This window comes from Massilia sp. CFBP 13721, assembly GCF_014842025.1.
GTDB lineage: Bacteria > Pseudomonadota > Gammaproteobacteria > Burkholderiales > Burkholderiaceae_D > Telluria.
In genome coordinates this window covers 41,660-58,248 of the sequence record NZ_JACYUY010000035.1, presented here as the reverse complement: position 1 = coordinate 58,248, position 16,589 = coordinate 41,660, and the positions used below count along the sequence as shown (strand labels likewise).

Below are 16,589 nucleotides of genomic sequence, written 5' to 3'. Positions count from 1 at the left end.
CAGCGTCTATGAACGCACAATGGCAGAGAAAGAACTTATCGTCGTGTCCGAAATTACTTGACCACTACATGATGCATACACATCTCCACCACTTGTTGGTTTTCATAGAGACCGGTGGACGGCCTGGTGCGAATGTGGAGTAGCAGATCTTTGCCAGGTTCACCGAGTTCGCATGTTGAGGCCGATATCTACGCGTGAGGTTCTCAATGCCTGTGTATTGCCTTCCAGGCTGCATACGGTCGCACACGATAGCGCGCCAGTACGCCCTCGTGCAGACGCTTGAGTTCTTCGACGATCAGCGGCTGCACGCTAGAGCGCTCAGGCTCTGGGACATCGCGCGCCACGGATCGCTGGATTCTGGCGAGTGGCTCGTTTTCCGGATGCAGGATGATCTCGCGGATGGTCTGCTTGATCAGGTCACGCCAGGCCAGGCGCAGGGGGGGCGGGTTTGGCCAGGTTCTGCTTCAGGGCGAGGACCGGTGCCAGACGCGATACTCTTCAGTAAGTCATCAGCAGCTGACATGATTGATTGGCGCGGTTGGGGAAGAGATGGCGCTATTGTGGCGCGGTTCTCGGAACTGCGCCAGATTAACGCCGCGATGATGGCGCGGTTGGAGCCGGCTTCGCTCATTCGAACGTGCGGCTGATATCCTTTCCAGGTATCGGACCCGACGCCAGATCCAGCATGCCAACGTAAGTCAGCGCCTCGCCTCAAGCGCCCCCACACACTGCTGCGGTACAATATCGCTCCCGCAAGCGCGGCGCCCCAAGCCGCCGCCCTGACTCTTCTTCGCACCATGACGCTCGAAACAACTTCCCTGCCTGCTCCAGGTAGCCGCCGCCTGTCGGTTGCTCCCATGATGGACTGGACCGACCGCCACTGCCGCGTCTTCCACCGCCAGATCACGCGCCATACCTGGCTGTACACCGAGATGGTGACCACCGGCGCCCTGGTGTACGGCGACGTCGAACGCCACTTGCGCTACGACGAGATCGAGCATCCGATCGCGTTGCAGCTGGGCGGCAGCGAGCCGGCCGACCTGGCGAAAAGCGCGAAGCTGGGGCAGGAGTGGGGCTATGACGAGATCAACCTGAACTGCGGCTGCCCGTCCGAGCGCGTGCAGCGCGGCGCGTTCGGCGCCTGCCTGATGAACGAGCCGCAATTGGTGGCCGACTGCGTAAAAGCCATGCGCGACGCGGTGTCGATCGACGTGACGGTAAAACACCGGATCGGCATCGACAAGAACGAGGAATATGGTTTCGTGCGCGATTTCGTCGGCACGATTGCCGACGCCGGTTGCCGCACCTTCATCGTTCACGCGCGCAATGCCGTCCTGAAGGGCCTGTCGCCCAAGGAAAACCGCGAAATCCCGCCGCTGCGCTACGAGGTGGCGTATGAGCTGAAACGCGAGTTTCCCGAACTGGAAATCATCATCAACGGCGGCGTGAAGAGCGACGACGAGATCGCGCTGCACCTGCAGCACCTCGATGGCGTCATGCTCGGGCGCGAGGCCTACCACAACCCCTACCTGATGGCGAACTGGGATGCGCGCTTCTATGGCGACACGGCCGCCCCGAAGACGCGCGCCGAGGTGCTGGCGGCGATGGTGCCGTATATCACGGCCCAACTGGCGCAATATGGTCCGCTCGGCCTCAAGCTCAACAGCATCACGCGCCACATGCTGGGCCTGACCGCCGGCCTGCCGGGTGCACGCGCCTTCCGCCAGATGCTGTCCGATCCGAAGAAGCTGGCCGGCGCCGACCCACGCCTGCTCCTCGAAGCGGCGGCCCACATCCGCAACATGTAATGCAGTAGCGGGCAGGGCCCTTGGCGGCCCGCTATCTTTCCATCTTTCCTTCCGCTTCCGCACCGACTCACTCTCGCCGGCGGCTGCCGCACGCCTGTGCTGTTGGCACCTGTCTCACATTATTTTCCGCACATCATCCTATGTAGTGAGATTTACAAGAACGAGCGTGCCAATTTTCTTGCGTGTAGGAAATTTACTACACGGAAACCAAAATTGTGTAGACAGATCGTTCCTGCGCTTGCTCTACGGCAAGAGCCAATCCATAATTTGTCCACTGAGTTGACGAATGGCAATGGATGTTCGTCTTCTATGCAGTTGCACAATGTTAGCGTTTCGGCTGCAAGACCGCACCGGGCACATCTGACCAGGAGACAGGAAGCAAAATGAATGTATCGAAGATGAAAGTCGGCATGCGCCTCGGACTGGGCTTCGCCCTGGTGCTGGTGCTGCTCGTGACGGTCACCGTGGTCGGCATCGTGCGCATGGCGCAGATCCAGGACCGTCTTGACCATGTGGTCAGCGTCAACAACGTGTCGAGCCGCGCCGTCATCGAAATGCGCAACAACGTGCAGGACCGCCTCGCATCGCTGCGCGTGCTGACGCTGATGACCGAAGCGACCGAGATGGAACCGGAACTCAAGAAGTTCAAGGAACAGACCGCCCAGTACGACGCGGCGCAGAAAAAGCTGAGCGGCATCTTTGCCGCCGCCGGCAGCGACACCGAAAAGGCGCTACTGGCCGAGATCAAGGGCCATGAAGCGGTCGCCATGCCGGCGATTGCCAAGGCGTCGGAACTGTATCTCGCCAACGACGCCATGAGCGCCACCCGCGTCATGATCAAGGAAGTGCGTCCGGTCCAGAAGAAGTGGACCGAAGCGCTCGACAAGCTGGTCGCCATGGAAGACACGCAAAGCGCGCAGAGCCAGCGCGACGCCGAGTCCGCCTTTGCCAACACCCGCAACTTCATGCTGTTCATGCTGCTGGCGGCCGTCGCCATCGGCGTGGCCGCGGCCTGGATCATCACCCGCGGCCTGATCAGGCAGCTGGGCGGCGAGCCGGACTACACCACGAAAATTGCCGGCAGCATCGCCCACGGCGACCTGGCCGTCGTCATCGATACCCGCACCGCCGAAAAGGGCAGCCTGCTGGCCGAGATGAACGAAATGCGCAACAGCCTGGTGCGCATCGTTGGCCAGGTGCGCCGCGGCACCGAAACCATCGGCACCGCCTCGCGCGAAATCGCCGCCGGCAACATCGACCTGTCTTCGCGTACTGAACTGCAGGCCAGCTCGCTGGAAAAGACCGCCTCGGCGATGGAAACCCTGACCACCACCGTGCGCCAGAACGCCGAACATGCCCGTGAAGCCAACCAGCTCGCGGCCAGTGCCTCGGACGTGGCGCGCAAGGGCGGCGACGTGGTCTCGCAAGTGGTCGGTACGATGGGCGAGATCAACAGCTCGGCCAACAAGATCGCCGACATCATTAGCGTGATCGACGGCATCGCCTTCCAGACCAACATCCTGGCGCTGAACGCGGCAGTCGAAGCGGCCCGTGCCGGCGAGCAGGGCCGCGGCTTTGCGGTCGTGGCCTCGGAAGTGCGCAACCTGGCGCAGCGTTCGGCGGCGGCGGCGAAAGAGATCAAGACCCTGATCGGCGACTCGGTCGAGAAGGTCGAGCGCGGCAGCAAGCTGGTCGGCCAGGCCGGCGTGACGATGGAAGAAGTCGTGGCCAGCGTCAAGCGCGTGACCGACATCATGGGCGAGATCGCCAGCGCCAGCGCCGAGCAGAGCGCCGGCATCGAGCAGGTGAACATGTCGATCATCGAGATGGACAGCATGACCCAGCAGAACGCGGCCCTGGTCGAGGAAGCGGCAGCCGCAGCCCAGAGCCTGCAGGATCAGGCGGGCGAACTGAGCCGCGTGGTGAGCATCTTCAGGCTGGTCGAAGGCGAGCAGCACGTTATCGAACCGGTGCCGGCGGCGCCTGCCTCGGTAACGGCGCCGCAGTTGCCCGCGGTGCGCACCCCGGCAGCACGCCCGGCGCGTCCTGCAATCAAGAAGAGCGCAAGCGCCGCAGCACCCGCCAAGCCGAAGAAGTCGCCGGTTGCCGCGGGCAGCGACGACTGGGAAGAATTCTGATTTTAATTACGGCATCCGCCGGACTCACTGAAAGACCGCAGGCAGTCAGCGGCACATTAACTAGAACCACAAAGTAGAACTACAAAGGAACGATAATCATGAAAAAGATCAACCTGAGCATCATCGCCTTCGCTTTCTCCGCCTTCGCCGGCGCGGCCTTCGCAGGCGAAACGCCAGCGTCGTTCGACCCAGCCAAGTGCAAGGTCGAATACCCGAAAGCGTCGCTGATGAACGAAGAGCAGGGCACGACCACGATGTCGTTCCTCGTCAATGCCGACGGCAGCGTCGCCGATTCGAAGCTGGACAAGTCGAGCGGCTTCAAAGGCCTCGACAACGCCGCCAAGAAAGGCCTGTCGGCCTGCAAGTTCAAGCCGGGCCTGAAGGACGGCGCGCCAGCCCAGACCTGGGCCAAGGTCGACTACGCATGGAAGCTCGACTGATTTCCTGCTTTATCTGCATCAACGACAGCCGGCCTTGCGCCGGCTGTTTTGTTTATTGCGGCCCATCTGTGCGCCTGGAGAAAGTGCACCGAAGTAGCATCAAGTTTCCAACCTGTTAATGAAATCAGGCCAAATGTATCGATTGTAAGCACTTGCATCAAAGCTACTGTGCGCTGGAACGTTTGGCTATAGTGATCTCACACCGAACCGAAAGGAGCACTACCATGAAACGAATCCTCTTCACTGTCGCCGCTGCCATCATCAGCACTGCCGCCTTCGCCCCGGTGGCACAAGCGCAACACACCCGCACCGAGGTGATCGTCGTGCAAAAGGCGCCGCCTGCACTGCGCCGCGAAGCGATCCCTGCGGCACGCCGCGGCTATGAATGGGTGCCTGGCTACTGGAACTGGACCGGCCGCCGCTATACCTGGGTTGGCGGCCACTACGAGAAAGTTCGCGCCGGCTACGTCTATGCCCGCCCGGAATGGCGCCGTGATCGCGGCGGCTGGGTCCTCGACCGCGGCGGCTGGCGCAGTGGTGACCGTGTTGCCGGTCCAGGCCGCGACCGTGACGGCGACGGCATCCCGAACCGCCACGATGCGCGTCCAAACAACCCGAACCGTTATTGATCGGGCGGCGCCGGTGACAGCCGGCGCATGAAACGAACAGGCCACCTGCCGCTCGCCGCCAGGTGGCCTTTTTCATGGGCGGGTGAATTTTCAATTGCGCCCGGTTCTGGCGGATTTACCAATTACAATATCGGACCTTACTATTTTCAAAGATATGCTGAACCCGACCAACGCACGCCGCAGCAATGTCTTCGCCCGCCTGGTTGCCGGCACAATACTGACCATACTGTTTACTGCCTGCGCACAGGCGGCGCCGGTGCCGGTGCCGGTTCCGGTTCCAGTCCGTATAGGCCTCGACGCCGAATTCGGCCTCGACAACAGCACCTCGGCCCAGGCCGTGGAACTGGGCCTGCGCACGGCGATCGGCGAAATCAACCGCGGCGGCGGTGTGCTGGGTGGGCGGCCCATCGAACTCGTCACGAAAGACCACCGTTCACTGCCGGCGCGCGGCATTCGCAACATCGAAGAGTTCGCGCGCATGCCCGGCCTGGTCGCCGTCTTCGGCGGCAGGTTCAGCCCGGTCATCATCGAGGAATTGCCGACCCTGAAGGCGAGCAAAACCCTGTTCATGGCGCCCTGGTCGTCGGCCGACATGATCGTCGATAACGGCATGCACCCGAATTACGTCTACCGCCTGTCGCTGCGCGACAGCCTGGCCATGCCCAAGCTGCTCGACACGGCGCGCAAGCGCGGTCTGAACCATGTCGGGCTACTGCTGACGAACACGTCCTGGGGCCGCAGCAACCTGGCGGCGGCGGAAAAATTCGTCGCTGCCAACAAGGACATCCGCATCGTGCAGACCGCCTGGTACAACTGGCGCGACCAGACCCTGGTGGCCAGGTACAAGGCCTTGCGCAATGCCGGCGCCCAGGCGATCGTGCTGGTGGCGAACGACGACGAGGCGGCCGTGCTGGTGCGCGAAGTCGCCGCGCTGCCGAGAGCCGAACGCATGCCGATCTTGAGCCATTGGGGCGTGACCGGCGGCGAGTTCACGCGCCAGGCGGGCCCGGCCTTGCACCAGGTCGACTTTTCCGTGATCCAGACCTTTTCGTTCTTCAAGGCCGACAAGGAGCGGCTGAACCACTTCATGCGCAACCTGGCCGCGGTCTCGCCGATCCGCCGCATCGAAGACATCCAGGGTCCGGTCGGCGTGGCGCACAGCTACGACCTGATGCATATCCTGGCCAAGGCGATCAACCAGGCCGGCAGCACCGACCGTAAGGCGGTACGCGACGCCCTGGAAAAGCTGCGCGCGCACCGCGGCCTGATCAAGTCGTATGCGCCGCCGTTCACCCCGGCGCGCCACGAAGCGCTGGACGCGCGCGAACTGCTAATGGCGCGCTACCGTAGCGACGGCGTGCTGGTGCCGACCGGCGACCGATGATGATGTGGTCGACCTTGCGCGCGGCGAGCCTGACCCAGCGCTTCGCGATCGCCTCGGCCATCCTCACCGCCGCTGCCGTGCTGCTGGTGACGGCCGCCTCGGTCTGGCTGGTCGACCGCCAGCACGACACCGCGGTGGCGCTGATGCAGCAGCGCGAAACCGCAGTCCATGCGCGCACCGTGGGCAGTACGCTGGCCACGCTGGCGTCGCGCATGGGCGACGTCGCCAACAGCCCGATCCTGGCCACCGGCCTGGTCGACAGCGCCGGCCGCGAAACCTACCTGGCGCCGTTCCTCACCAGCCTGCGCCAGGTCAACGGCATCAAGGTGCAGGTCTTGTTCACCGATTTCGAAGGCAAGCCGATCGCCGGCAATGGCCTCGAACGCTTCGACGCCGAGCAACTGGCCTGGCTGCGCGCGCGCATCGACCAGGGTAGCGAAGGCGCAGCCATCTTCGAGCGGCCCGAGGGCGCGGAACTGGTCGGCACCAACCTGCTGCGCTATTCGCGCACCAACACGCCGGAGGGTGCGCTGGTCTACAAGATCAGGATGAAGGACTTGCGGCCGGTGCCGTCTTCGGAATTGACCTGGGGCGGCAAGGCGGTGGCAACGGGCGGTCCCGGGTTGGAGATGCCAGTGGACGTGCCGGCCGAATTCGGCCATTTGGCCTTGAAACTGAAGGTCGACATGTCCGGCCTCAGTGCGCCGCTGCAAACCCCCTGGTCGCAGTACAGCCTGATCGGCGGCATCGCCGCGCTGCTGGCGCTGGTCGTGTTCCTGCTCGGTTCGCGCCTGTCGCTCGGCCTGACCCAGGACTTGCGCAAGCTCGAACAGTTCGCGGGCAGGCTGGGCGAAGAGGGCATCGGCGAAGCGCGCGCCGAACTGGTCGGCAGCAGCGAAACCGTGACTCTGGCGCGCTCGATCAACCGCATGCTCGACCACCTGCACCGCCAGCAGGCGCACCTGCAGCGCGAGCACGAGCGAAAAGACGAATTCCTCGCCATGCTCGCCCATGAGCTGCGCAATCCGCTGGCCCCGATCAGCAGTGCCGCCCAGCTGCTGCGCGTGCTGTACGCCGACGTCCCGCGCATCAAGGACACCAGCGACATCATCAGCCGCCAGGTCACGCACATGACGCACCTGGTCGACGACCTGCTCGACGTCTCGCGCGTCACGCGCGGCCTGGTCACCATCAACAAGACGCAGGTCGAACTCGGCGCCGTGCTGCGTGAAGCGGTCGAGCAGATCATGCCCGTCATCAAAGCCAGAGGCCACCACCTGACGCTCGATATCGTGCCGCAGCAGATGCCGGTGAACGGCGACCGCACCCGGCTGATCCAGGTGGCGGCCAACCTGCTGAACAACGCAGCCAAATACACGCCCAACGGCGGCCAGATCGTCGTCTCGCTGCAGCAGCAGGACGGCGCCGCGGTGCTGCAGGTGCGCGACAACGGCATCGGCATCGGTCCTGATTTGCTGCCGGTCGTATTCGACCTGTTCACCCAGGCCGAACGTACCCCCGACCGCGCCCAGGGCGGCCTCGGGCTCGGGCTGGCGCTGGTGAAGAAGCTGGTCGAACTGCATGACGGACGCGTGGAAGCGCGGAGCGGCGGGCAGGGGCAGGGCAGCACGTTCAGTATTTGCCTGCCCTTGCTGCCGGTTGCCGCCGGCGTGGTCACCGCTGCGCCTGCTGCGCTGGTACCGGCAGCCACCGGCGCCATGCGCATCCTGGTGGTCGACGACAATGTCGACGCGGCCGCCACCTTGTCGATGCTGCTGGAAGCCGCCGGGCATCAGGTCACCGTCGAGCATTCAGCGCACGCGGCCCTGGCGACCGCCGCGCAGGGCGCGTTCGAGGTCATCCTGCTCGATATCGGCTTGCCCGACATGAGCGGCCACGAACTGGCCGGCGCCCTGAAACAGCTGCCGCGCTGCGCTGGTAGTGCGCTGGTGGCCGTCAGCGGCTATGGGCAGGCGCAGGACCGGAGGATGTCGCAAGAGGCGGGATTTGCGGCGCACCTGGTCAAGCCGGTGGGGGCGGGGGAGTTGATCGAGACCATCGGAAGGGTGCGGCCGGGCCGGGAAGAACAGGCAATGCCGCCGCTCACCGGATCAGAACGCTAGACACTTGCCGGCTTGGCGTGCCGCATGAGATGTGTCGCACGATAAACAGTATTGTCACAATCCCATCAGAATTATCATCTGAGCATTTATTATGCTGATGAGTTCAATGGTGGAGATGTGGATGTTTGAAAAAGGAAATAAGGTCCGGCGCAAAGGCAGCGGGACGATCATGACTGTACGGCGGGTGGGTAACTTCAGTCCGGTTGCAGCGAACGGCGTCGATTGCGTGTGGATGGATGACAAGCGCAAGCGTTACAGCGCCGTGTTCGATGCGGCCGAGCTCGAGCAGGTAAGTGCTGCGCAGGAGCGGCGCCAGTTGCAAGGTGTGCGCTTGCAGCCGGGTGGCGTTGGACGGCTGCGGCGCACGGGCGCCACTGAGCACGAGTAGCCGAACCGTTTAGGTCCAGGTTAATAAGAAAAAGGGTCACACGCCGAAGCATGTAACCCTTTGTTTTTACTGCCGAATTCTTGGGGTGGCTTATGGGAGACCACTGGCCACATCAAATCATCTGGATGCGCGGGGCGTCAAGGCAGTTGCTCCACAGGTCTGTGTGACGGATTGTGTTACAGAAGCAGTCCCCTTGTAATGCCCGCTGTTTCGTTCATGTCGTTGCCGACGAGGCTCGTTTTCGTCGCTATCGCGTACCCTGCCCGGTCTTGCTTCCGGCCGACGGCCGAGGCGCCAGACTAACTCCAGACGAACGCCACATGTTCCTTGTCTCTATCGTCGACGACGAAAGCTCGTACGTACATGCGAAAATTTTCAGCGACATAGACTTCAGTGCGGAACACCTTGATTGCCGAAGCGTCAACGTGATGCCGCCGAAGATGCTCTGCCATCCCAGCCCGGTAAGCATCCACACATTTACGCACTCGTGGCGGGAGGTCGCGCGAATCTTCGGCGTCGGCTGGAATCCAGTTGATAATCACCTTCTCGCCGCGTCGCTCTCTGGCCAGCCTGTACACGTCCTCGTAGACGAAGGCACCGTCAACGTAGTTCATTTCGCTCATGAAGGAGTGCGACCAGTTATGCGCCATCGAGCGGATAAGTTTGTACTTCATCTAGCCGTCTTCCCAGTCGGCTGCAATGCCCGCCGTTGGTGTCCCGTCCATGGCTGTCTCAAGCGAGCACCTCGCCAGTGCCGACTACCTGCCGACCCTCCAGCACATCGAACTCAACGCCTGGCGTAAGCGCTGAATAGTCTACGGCAGGTTCGTAAATCAAAACCGCGTCCGCGCATGCAGACTCTCCCGGCGTTACCGCATCGGCCGGCCCATTACACAGCACAACGCCAAGGTACTCGCCTCCGCTGACGCGGAGATGCGGGCGGTAGACGCCCGAGCGGAGATTGGCTGCCGTCGCTCGGCCTCCGTCTGCCTCAGTTTTGAACTGAATCTGGACTCTCACGGTCTTCTGCTGCATATCGCTTTCCAACATATCGGTATCGGCGACCTCATCGGCATTGCGATTCGATGAACTGATGGAAGTCCGGGAACTCGTGTTTGGCGTCTTCCATGACCTCATGTGCGGACCGGTCAGGGACAGCATTCTTCCTTGCGAACTCCGCGAGCTGCGGCTGAGCTATCCGGGGCTCTTCTGGAAAAGACGCCGCTTCGCAAGGTCCGAGTCCGGCCGCAAGAAGCCAGAGATAGTCATGGAAGCTACGAGCTACCACGGCAGTTTCGCCCTCAGACCCCATGAATACAACTGGCTGTTCCAGCAAGTCGGCGTCCTGTCGGACGGTCCAGAATGCCGCGTACCCGCCCGAGCCATCTTGCCCAAACACGCGAAAGTGTGAGCCATCGGCAACGGAGTTACCCGTCCAAGCTCGAAACCATCGTTCAGTCTCGTCAGCCGGAAGGAATTCATCAAAAGGCTCGAACTCGATGCCAGCTCCATCTGCATAGTCATACTCCAGCCGATTTGCCTGAGCTAACAGTTCTGGAAATTGGGTTTCCTTGGACATTGTTACATCTCCTCAGGTTGACCGGCAGGTCTGTTCAGAATCGACTTGGTATTCAAGCGAAAAGTTGCAGTTTAGCCAATGTATTGCTCGGTGCACAGTGGTCAGGACTACGTGATTTCGAGCAGATAAATGCGTGGTGCCTATACGGCTCATCCTCGCGGCCCTTGGTTTCGGGTAATGGGTGGAAGCCACTAACTTCTTCCTATACCTCCTGCACCACAAGAACCGGCATGCGTCTACAAGTCAACATTTGCAGGCTTATTTTAGCCCTCGGGTTACGCTGAGGTTACATGCCAAAGCGGGTATTCTAAAAAGCAAAAAGCCCAGTTCGAAAACTGGGCTAAGTGCTTGAATTCTTTGGGGTGGCTGATGGGACTCGAACCCACGACAACAGGAATCACAATCCTGGACTCTACCAACTGAGCTACAGCCACCATTGTCTTGCTTAACTATCTCTGCACTGCCGAGACAGAACAAGATTATACAAACTCCGGGGCAAACTGGCAACTCTAATTGTTCTGTCCGATCAACATGCCGCGCAGCCCATCCGCGATGACTTCATGCGTCGGCGGATCGATACCGAGCAGCGACGAGAAGGCAGCTGACAAAGCAGTGCTGCTCGCGCTCGTGTAGCCATCGAGACGCGCAGGAACGTCGCTGGCCGCGCGTGCGATGCCACCGGCCGCCAGCAGCCGCGCCAGCTGGCGTGCCACGGCCTCGCCGGTATCGATCAGCGTCACCGGGCGCGCGGTGGCGGCGGCGATCAGGCGTTCGATCGAGGCTTGCACCAGCGGATAGTGGGTACAGCCCAGCACCAGCGTGTCGGCGCCGGCCTCCAGTAGCGGGGCGATGAAGCGCTGCAGCAGGGCGTCGGTCTCGTTCGATTCGAGGGTGCCGAATTCGATCTGGTCGGCCAGGCCGTGGCAGGGCTGCAGGAGGAAGCGGGCGCCGGTCGTCTCTGCCACCTGGTCGCGCAGCAGCAGGAATTTGGCGCCGGCCAGTGTGCGTTCGGTGGCGAGCACGCCGACGATGCCGTTGCGGCTGGCGGCGGCGGCCGGTTTCAGGCCCGGCTCGACGCCGACGATGGGAATGCCGGGATAGCGTGCGCGCAGGGCGGCGATGGCGGCAACGGTCGCGGTGTTGCAGGCGACGACGATGGCTTTGGCGCCCTGGTCGATGAAGAATGCGCCGATGGCGAGGACGCGTTCGGTGACGCGGTGTTCGGGTTTGTCGCCGTAGGGGGCGAAGCCGGAATCGGCGAAGTAGAGCAGATGTTCGTGCGGGAGTTGCGCGCGGATGTGGCGCAGGACCGAGAGGCCTCCGACGCCGGAGTCGAAGATGCCGATGGGGGCGTCGGGCGAGGGGTGGACTGTGGTCATATGGGTGCTAACTGCAATGCGCCACGCGAACTTGGGTTGAACGCGTGGGCGGGAAACCCGCCCACCTTACGGCCCTGATCGACGGTTACCGGTGGAGGCAACCGTTGGCGCAGGGTTTAGATCGCGTTGACCGGAATGCCTTTCAGCGATTCAATCTTGGCCGACCATTCCTTCGGTCCGGTAGTGTGCACCGAGGTGCCGGTCGAATCGACGGCGACGGTGACCGGCATGTCCTGCACGTCGAACTCGTAGATCGCTTCCATGCCGAGGTCTTCGAAGCCGACCACCTTGGCCGACTTGATCGCCTTCGACACCAGGTAAGCCGAGCCGCCGACCGCCATCAGGTAGGCCGACTTGTGCTTCTGGATTGATTCGATCGCCATCGGGCCGCGCTCGGCCTTGCCGATCATCGAGATCAGGCCGGTCTTCTCCAGCATCATGTCGGTGAACTTGTCCATGCGCGTGGCGGTCGTCGGGCCTGCCGGGCCGACGACTTCGTTGCCGACCGGGTCGACCGGGCCGACGTAATAGATCACGCGGTTGGTGAAGTCGACCGGCAGCTGCTCGCCACGGGCCAGCATGTCCTGGATGCGCTTGTGGGCAGCATCGCGGCCGGTCAGCATCTTGCCGTTCAGGAGCAGGGTCTGGCCCGGCTTCCACGATGCGACTTCTTCTTTCGTCAGCGTGTTGAGGTCGACGCGCTTCGACTTCTCGGTGTCCGGGGTCCAGTTCACGTCAGGCCAGGTCGACAGCGCCGGCGGTTCGATGTACGACGGACCCGAGCCGTCGAGCACGAAGTGGGCATGGCGGGTGGCGGCGCAGTTCGGGATCATGGCGACCGGCTTCGATGCGGCGTGGGTCGGGTACATGTTGATCTTCACGTCGAGCACGGTCGTCAGGCCGCCCAGGCCCTGGGCGCCGATGCCGAGCGCGTTGATCTTGTCGCACAGTTCGATCCGCAGTTCTTCGAGCTTGTTCTGCGGGCCGCGCTGCTTCAGTTCGTACATGTCGATGTCTTCCATCAGCGACTCTTTCGCCATCAGCATCGCCTTTTCGGCGCTGCCGCCGATGCCGATGCCGAGCATGCCCGGCGGGCACCAGCCGGCGCCCATCAGCGGCACGGTCTTCATGACCCAGTCGACCAGCGAATCGGACGGATTGAGCATGACGAACTTGGTCTTGTTTTCCGAGCCGCCGCCCTTGGCTGCGACCTTCACGTCGACGGTATTGCCCTCGACCAGTTCCATGTGGACCACGGCCGGGGTGTTGTCCTTGGTGTTCTTGCGTTCGAAGTGCGGGTCGGCCACGATCGAAGCGCGCAGCTTGTTGTCGGCGAAGTTGTACGCGCGGCGCACGCCTTCGTTGACGGCGTCGGTGACGGTACCGCTGAAACCTTCGAAGCGCACGCCCATGCCGATTTTCAGGAACACGTTGACGATGCCGGTGTCCTGGCAGATCGGACGCTTGCCTTCGGCGCACATGCGCGAGTTGGTCAGGATCTGCGCGATCGCGTCTTTTGCGGCCGGGCTCTGCTCGGTCTCGTAGGCGCGCGCCAGGTGCTGGATGTAGTCAGCCGGGTGGTAATAGCTGATGTACTGGAGCGCAGCGGCGACCGATTCGATCAGGTCTTCCTGTTTGATGACTGTCATGACAATTCTCTTGTGATGTTAGTGGTGTTTAGGCTGGTGATGCGTGGAAGTGGTAATGCGGTCGGTCCAGGAAATGGCCAGGGCCGAGAGCAGGAACGCGCAGTGGATCACCGTTTGCGCGATCAAAACTTTTTCGTCGTAGCTGCCCGCGTTGATGAAGGTTTTCAGCAGGTGGATCGACGAAATGCCGATGATGGCCATGGCCAGCTTGGTCTTCAGCACCGAGGCGTTCACGTGCGACAGCCACTCGGGCTGGTCCGGATGGCCTTCCAGGTGCATGCGCGAAACGAAAGTCTCGTAGCCACCGATGATCACCATGATCAGCAGGTTCGAGATCATGACCACGTCGATCAGGCCGAGCACGACCAGCATGATCGTCGTTTCCGTCAGCTTTTTCGGACCGTTGGTCATGCCGACGGCCTCGAGGATGTGGTTCAGCGAGTTGACGTTGCCAAAGGCGGCGCCAATCAGGTCTTTCAGCTCGACCCAGAAATGGAAGACGTACACGCACTGCGCCAGGATCAGGCCCAGGTAGAGCGGCAGTTGCAGCCAGCGGCTGGCGAAGATCAGGCTATTTAAAGGGGTGAGCTTGCGGTGTGGAATGTGGGGCGGATTATGCGACATCAGGTGAAGCTCCAGGAGTGCGTCGAAAATACAGCCCATCATTTTACACCTCTGGCGCACGCTTGCAGATGGCCGTGTCGGTTTGGTCGGGCGTTGGTAAAATCGCATGTGAACTGGGAAGGCACGTGCTTGTCTACTTACGAGTGTGTGAAAAATCGTCAGGGCAAGGGATACGGCCGCCCGGCGCGTCGTCGAAGACAGTACGTGGGTACGGCGAGACGACGCAACGCCGCCATGGCGATTTTTCACACACTCGACGTAAGGGACGAGTAAGGGCGCAGGCCTATGGTGTCTGGCAAAACTACTACATGATGGAGACCGGCATGACTGAGAACGATAGCAACCAGGAAAACCATGGCCTGCAGGAAAACCGCGTGTTTACCCCGCCGCCGGAGTTCAGCGCCAAGGCCGCCATCTCGGGCATGGACGCCTACGACAAGATGTGCGCGGAAGCCGCCAGCGATTACGAAGGCTTCTGGGCCCGCCTGGCGCGCGAACACCTCGACTGGCAAACGCCGTTCACCAGCACCCTCGACGAGTCCGACGCGCCATTCTATAAATGGTTCGCCGACGGCCAGCTGAATGCCTCCTACAACTGCCTTGACCGCAACCTGCTGAACGGCAACGCCGAGAAAACGGCCATCATCTTCGAAGCCGACAACGGCGCCGTCACCAACGTCACCTACCGCGACCTGCACGCGCGCGTCTGCAAGTTCGCCAACGGCCTGAAAAGCCGCGGCATCAGGAAGGGCGACCGCGTCATCATCTACATGTCGATGTCGATCGAAGGCGTGGCCGCGATGCAGGCGTGCGCGCGCATCGGCGCGACCCACTCGGTGGTGTTCGGCGGCTTTTCCGCCAAGTCGCTGCAGGAACGCATCATCGACGCCGGCGCCGTGGCCGTCATCACCGCCGACGAACAACAGCGCGGCGGCAAGTCGTTGCCGCTGAAATCCATCGTCGACGAAGCGCTGGCGCTGGGCGGCTGCGACAGCATCCGCGACGTCATCGTCTATAAGCGCACCGGCGGCGACATCGCCTGGAACGCAGGACGCGACATCTGGCTCAACGACCTGGTCGACACCCAGCCGGCCGAATGTGAACCGGAATGGGTCGATGCCGAGCATCCGCTGTTCATCCTCTACACCTCGGGCTCGACCGGCACGCCGAAGGGCGTCCAGCACTCGACCGGCGGCTACCTGCTGTGGGCCGCGCTGACGATGAAATGGACCTTCGACATCAAACCGGACGACGTGTTCTGGTGCACGGCCGACATCGGCTGGGTCACCGGCCACAGCTACATCACCTACGGCCCGCTCGCCGTCGGCGCCACCGAGGTCGTGTTCGAGGGCGTGCCGACTTTCCCGAACGCCGGCCGCTTCTGGGACACCATTGCCAAGCACAAGGTGAGCATCTTCTACACCGCGCCGACCGCGATCCGCTCGCTCATCAAGGCGTCGGACGTGAACCCGGACGTCCATCCGCAAAACTACGACCTGTCCTCGCTGCGCCTGCTCGGTTCGGTCGGCGAGCCGATCAATCCGGAAGCCTGGATGTGGTACTACAAGAATGTCGGCGGCGAGCGCTGCCCGATCGTCGACACCTTCTGGCAAACCGAAACCGGCGGCCACATGATCACGCCGCTGCCGGGCGCGACGCCGATGGTGCCGGGCTCCTGCACGCTGCCGCTGCCGGGCATCATGGCGGCGATCGTCGACGAAGCCGGCGCCGACGTGCCGAACGGGCAGGGCGGCATCCTGGTCGTGAAACGTCCATGGCCGTCGATGATCCGCACCATCTGGAACAATCCGGAACGGTTTAAAACCAGCTATTTCCCCGAAGAGCTCGGAGGCAAGTATTACCTGGCCGGCGACGGCGCGATCCGCAACAAGGATACCGGCAACTTCACGATTACCGGCCGCATCGACGACGTGCTGAACGTGTCCGGTCACCGCATGGGCACGATGGAAATCGAGTCGGCGCTGGTGGCCAACCCGAACGTCGCTGAAGCCGCCGTGGTCGGCAAACCCGACGACACCACCGGCGAAGCGATCTGCGCCTTCGTCGTGCTGAAGGGCGCCCGTCCGACCGGAGAGGATGCGAAAAAACTCGCCGCCGAACTGCGCAACTGGGTCGGCAAGGAAATCGGTCCGATCGCCAAGCCGAAGGAAATCCGCTTCGGCGACAACCTGCCGAAAACCCGCTCCGGCAAAATCATGCGCCGCCTGCTGCGCGTGCTGGCCAAGGGCGAAACTATCACCCAGGACGTGTCGACGCTGGAAAACCCCGCGATCCTGGAGCAGCTGAAGGAATCGGCGTAATCGCGCTGAACGCGTGGACATAAACCTCGTCCACGCGACCTTGATTGTTGGCCGTAGGGTGGGCATGCCCACCATTACGTACGTCTCAAATATTCGTCCGCTCGCACTCCAGTAAGGTAGGGTGGGC

The 16,589-nt window shown here is 62.4% G+C and carries 13 protein-coding genes and 1 tRNA gene; 8 read left to right on the top strand and 6 right to left on the bottom strand.

The genetic code is table 11. The features are described 5' to 3' along the window. The first annotated feature begins 797 nt into the window (after positions 1-797). The 7 genes from dusA (at position 798) to IFT60_RS24025 (ending at position 8,910) form a co-directional block, all read left to right on the top strand. Positions 798-1,808, top strand: a complete 1,011-nt coding sequence (gene dusA / locus IFT60_RS24055) for a tRNA dihydrouridine(20/20a) synthase DusA (protein ID WP_192056569.1) — start codon at positions 798-800, stop codon at positions 1,806-1,808. A 383-nt stretch (positions 1,809-2,191) separates the two neighbouring features. Beyond that, a complete protein-coding gene (locus tag IFT60_RS24050) occupies positions 2,192-3,946 on the top strand; it encodes a methyl-accepting chemotaxis protein (protein WP_229511146.1) in 1,755 nt (584 codons plus the stop codon). Between the two features lie 98 nt (positions 3,947-4,044). Beyond that, positions 4,045-4,386, top strand: coding sequence for an energy transducer TonB (locus tag IFT60_RS24045; protein ID WP_192056567.1), 342 nt, complete (start codon positions 4,045-4,047; stop codon positions 4,384-4,386). Between the two features lie 224 nt (positions 4,387-4,610). Next, positions 4,611-5,015 carry a YXWGXW repeat-containing protein gene (locus IFT60_RS24040; protein ID WP_192056564.1) on the top strand — a complete coding sequence of 135 codons (405 nt, stop codon included), beginning with the start codon at positions 4,611-4,613 and terminating at the stop codon, positions 5,013-5,015. 154 nt (positions 5,016-5,169) lie between these two features. After that, on the top strand, positions 5,170-6,399 hold the full coding sequence (locus IFT60_RS24035) for an ABC transporter substrate-binding protein (protein WP_192056562.1): 1,230 nt from the start codon (positions 5,170-5,172) through the stop codon (positions 6,397-6,399). After that, entirely contained in the window at positions 6,396-8,522 is a 2,127-nt protein-coding gene (locus tag IFT60_RS24030; RefSeq protein ID WP_192056560.1) for a hybrid sensor histidine kinase/response regulator, read from the top strand. The genes IFT60_RS24035 and IFT60_RS24030 overlap by 4 nt, the downstream gene beginning before the upstream one ends. A gap of 91 nt (positions 8,523-8,613) precedes the next feature. Beyond that, entirely contained in the window at positions 8,614-8,910 is a 297-nt protein-coding gene (locus tag IFT60_RS24025) for a DUF2158 domain-containing protein (protein ID WP_192056558.1), read from the top strand. A 299-nt stretch (positions 8,911-9,209) separates the two neighbouring features. On the opposite strand, the gene IFT60_RS24020 is transcribed toward IFT60_RS24025, so the two are convergent. The 6 genes from IFT60_RS24020 to IFT60_RS23995 form a co-directional block, all read right to left on the bottom strand. Further along, on the bottom strand, positions 9,210-9,584 hold the full coding sequence (locus IFT60_RS24020) for a hypothetical protein (RefSeq protein WP_192056556.1): 375 nt from the start codon (positions 9,582-9,584) through the stop codon (positions 9,210-9,212). A gap of 392 nt (positions 9,585-9,976) precedes the next feature. Beyond that, positions 9,977-10,489: an SMI1/KNR4 family protein gene (locus IFT60_RS24015; protein ID WP_192056554.1), complete on the bottom strand. Its 513-nt coding sequence runs from the start codon at positions 10,487-10,489 to the stop codon at positions 9,977-9,979. Between the two features lie 358 nt (positions 10,490-10,847). Continuing rightward, positions 10,848-10,923, bottom strand: a tRNA-His gene (locus tag IFT60_RS24010). Positions 10,924-10,998: 75 nt separating this feature from the next. Continuing rightward, complete coding sequence (gene murI / locus IFT60_RS24005; RefSeq protein WP_192056552.1) at positions 10,999-11,868, bottom strand: glutamate racemase; 870 nt, start codon at positions 11,866-11,868, stop codon at positions 10,999-11,001. A 116-nt stretch (positions 11,869-11,984) separates the two neighbouring features. Beyond that, a complete protein-coding gene (locus IFT60_RS24000) occupies positions 11,985-13,517 on the bottom strand; it encodes a fumarate hydratase (protein WP_192056550.1) in 1,533 nt (510 codons plus the stop codon). An 18-nt stretch (positions 13,518-13,535) separates the two neighbouring features. Then, the gene (locus tag IFT60_RS23995) at positions 13,536-14,141 is read right to left on the bottom strand and encodes a TIGR00645 family protein (protein WP_192056548.1); all 606 of its coding nucleotides are present in this window, start codon (positions 14,139-14,141) and stop codon (positions 13,536-13,538) included. A gap of 323 nt (positions 14,142-14,464) precedes the next feature. Between IFT60_RS23995 and acs the strand changes: the two genes are divergently transcribed. Continuing rightward, positions 14,465-16,462, top strand: coding sequence for an acetate--CoA ligase (acs, locus tag IFT60_RS23990; RefSeq protein WP_192056547.1), 1,998 nt, complete (start codon positions 14,465-14,467; stop codon positions 16,460-16,462). Positions 16,463-16,589 lie beyond the last annotated feature (127 nt).

Excerpts from the sequence above, each read along its gene's own strand:
- dusA (WP_192056569.1), top strand. The coding sequence starts at position 798 with ATGACGCTCGAAACAACTTCCCTGCCTGCTCCAGGTAGCCGCCGCCTG.
- IFT60_RS24050 (WP_229511146.1), top strand. The coding sequence starts at position 2,192 with ATGAATGTATCGAAGATGAAAGTCGGCATGCGCCTCGGACTGGGCTTC.
- IFT60_RS24045 (WP_192056567.1), top strand. The coding sequence starts at position 4,045 with ATGAAAAAGATCAACCTGAGCATCATCGCCTTCGCTTTCTCCGCCTTC.
- IFT60_RS24040 (WP_192056564.1), top strand. The coding sequence starts at position 4,611 with ATGAAACGAATCCTCTTCACTGTCGCCGCTGCCATCATCAGCACTGCC.
- IFT60_RS24035 (WP_192056562.1), top strand. The coding sequence starts at position 5,170 with ATGCTGAACCCGACCAACGCACGCCGCAGCAATGTCTTCGCCCGCCTG.
- IFT60_RS24030 (WP_192056560.1), top strand. The coding sequence starts at position 6,396 with ATGATGATGTGGTCGACCTTGCGCGCGGCGAGCCTGACCCAGCGCTTC.
- IFT60_RS24025 (WP_192056558.1), top strand. The coding sequence starts at position 8,614 with ATGCTGATGAGTTCAATGGTGGAGATGTGGATGTTTGAAAAAGGAAAT.
- IFT60_RS24020 (WP_192056556.1), bottom strand. The coding sequence starts at position 9,584 with ATGAAGTACAAACTTATCCGCTCGATGGCGCATAACTGGTCGCACTCC.
- IFT60_RS24015 (WP_192056554.1), bottom strand. The coding sequence starts at position 10,489 with ATGTCCAAGGAAACCCAATTTCCAGAACTGTTAGCTCAGGCAAATCGG.
- murI (WP_192056552.1), bottom strand. The coding sequence starts at position 11,868 with ATGACCACAGTCCACCCCTCGCCCGACGCCCCCATCGGCATCTTCGAC.
- IFT60_RS24000 (WP_192056550.1), bottom strand. The coding sequence starts at position 13,517 with ATGACAGTCATCAAACAGGAAGACCTGATCGAATCGGTCGCCGCTGCG.
- IFT60_RS23995 (WP_192056548.1), bottom strand. The coding sequence starts at position 14,141 with ATGTCGCATAATCCGCCCCACATTCCACACCGCAAGCTCACCCCTTTA.
- acs (WP_192056547.1), top strand. The coding sequence starts at position 14,465 with ATGACTGAGAACGATAGCAACCAGGAAAACCATGGCCTGCAGGAAAAC.